Source organism: Planktothrix sp. FACHB-1355, assembly GCF_014748295.1.
GTDB lineage: Bacteria > Cyanobacteriota > Cyanobacteriia > Cyanobacteriales > Aerosakkonemataceae > Aerosakkonema > Aerosakkonema funiforme_A.
In genome coordinates, this window is the sequence record NZ_JACJUP010001366.1 from 1 (window position 1) to 1,564 (window position 1,564).

Sequence of the window (1,564 nt, forward strand, 5' to 3'; positions counted from 1 at the left end):
CGTGTGCTCTTCCGATCTATTTCAAAGATCGAGTGTATTCTTCATGGTCGTCATAATGCTCTTCAAAGAAATTACCATCTTTATATCCAAATAAGATGCAATTAGAATCTATTCGCTTGAAAAAAAATTGCGAATAGCTGCTTTTTATCTCTTCAAAATATCCCTGGAGATAACCATAAAAGTAGGTGATAAATTCATTGATATCTTGCCGGGAGAATTCTTCTGGAAACGGTTGATGAATTACCCTTGCGTCATAGCTATCGTGAGGCTGTAATTGTTTGCGAATTCCGAAATTCACAGAGCCTCTGTGGTCGTAGATATTCAGCAAGTAATCAAATTCATGTCCGGCTTTACTCACTTCTAGAAAAAATGGGAAGGAAAACGATCCTTTCCAATCGTCAAAAAATTTGCCGCTTTCTCCGCATAATTTTTCTAGTGTAACATAGATTTGGGCAAGATTTAAACTTTCGGCTCTGTCTCTTAAATAAAGATAAAAATCTATATAAAATCCATAATCATCGGCGATGGCAAGGCTATTTTTCCAAAGTTCATAATATTTCCTGTCATCGAGTCTTTCAAGCCTGTAATGATTGCTGCTAATATCGATATTGATAACTTTATTTTTTATCCTGTTCATCATAACTTTGAACGCGATGTTCGCTTGGTAAGGATCTGGTGCGATGGAACGAATATATTATATATATCGCGTTTAAATGAATTTTCCCCATTTAAAAATAGTAGGGACACGGCATAGTTAATATTTTATCCCTTATCCAAATATTGCAAATGCTGTGTCCCTACATCCTTAAATCCCCCGCCTTTCCTCCAACCAATTCACCAAATCAGAAACATCCGAAAAATCAAACAACGCTTCAATCAAATCCTCCAACTGTGCAACAGATAAAGCTTGAATGCGTCCTTGTAACTCAGGTGACAGCACACCAAAGCGGCGCGTCAGCGGACGCATCACCATCGCTAGTGCTTCTTGTTGTCTTCCTTCTTGCAAAATATCTTGATAAATCACCGATTCCCGCATAATTCCCTCCCGGAAAAGATTGCGAATCAAATTTCTGTTAAACCTCAAACCAGCTAAAATTTCGGTAGAAGCCGAAATTTCCTGGCGTTGGACAATTGACTCTATCTTACCTACTTCTGATGCTACGCGATTCAGCAACCCAGCCGCATCATCGGCAGCTGCCAAAACAGCCATTGGTAGCAACCCCGGATCTTGTAATAATGGTTCTGGGGATTGTTCCCACATCCGAATTACTTGATATCCATGACTGGTTAATCCCTGGCGGAACTCATTCTCAAACACGGCTGGATTATTCATTTGTTGCAGCCAGATTAGCACCTGCGTTACTGGCAGATTATATTGCCAATAAAGTCGCACCCAATAATTTAGCATCCGCAGGGGCATCGGTTTACCAGTTGGGACTTGCACTTGAAATTCTAAATGCAGAATTTCTGATTGAGTGCGTAAAAGTGTTACTGAATCAGCCCGAATAGGTTCTAAACTTAATTCAGTTTTTAACACTTCTACCCTAGTTGTCGGTTGTCCTAA

At 39.6% G+C, this 1,564-nt stretch carries 2 protein-coding genes; both read right to left on the bottom strand.

Annotated elements, in window-relative coordinates; translation table 11 throughout:
* Positions 1-16 precede the first annotated feature (16 nt).
* Positions 17-640, bottom strand: coding sequence for a hypothetical protein (locus H6S82_RS32465; protein ID WP_191057445.1), 624 nt, complete (start codon positions 638-640; stop codon positions 17-19).
* Between the two features lie 165 nt (positions 641-805).
* Positions 806-1,564: DUF4351 domain-containing protein (locus tag H6S82_RS32470; protein WP_191057446.1), on the bottom strand; the 759-nt coding region annotated here is incomplete at its 5' end.

Coding starts and splice junctions, on each gene's coding strand:
- H6S82_RS32465 (WP_191057445.1), bottom strand. CDS start 640: ATGATGAACAGGATAAAAAATAAAGTTATCAATATCGATATTAGCAGC.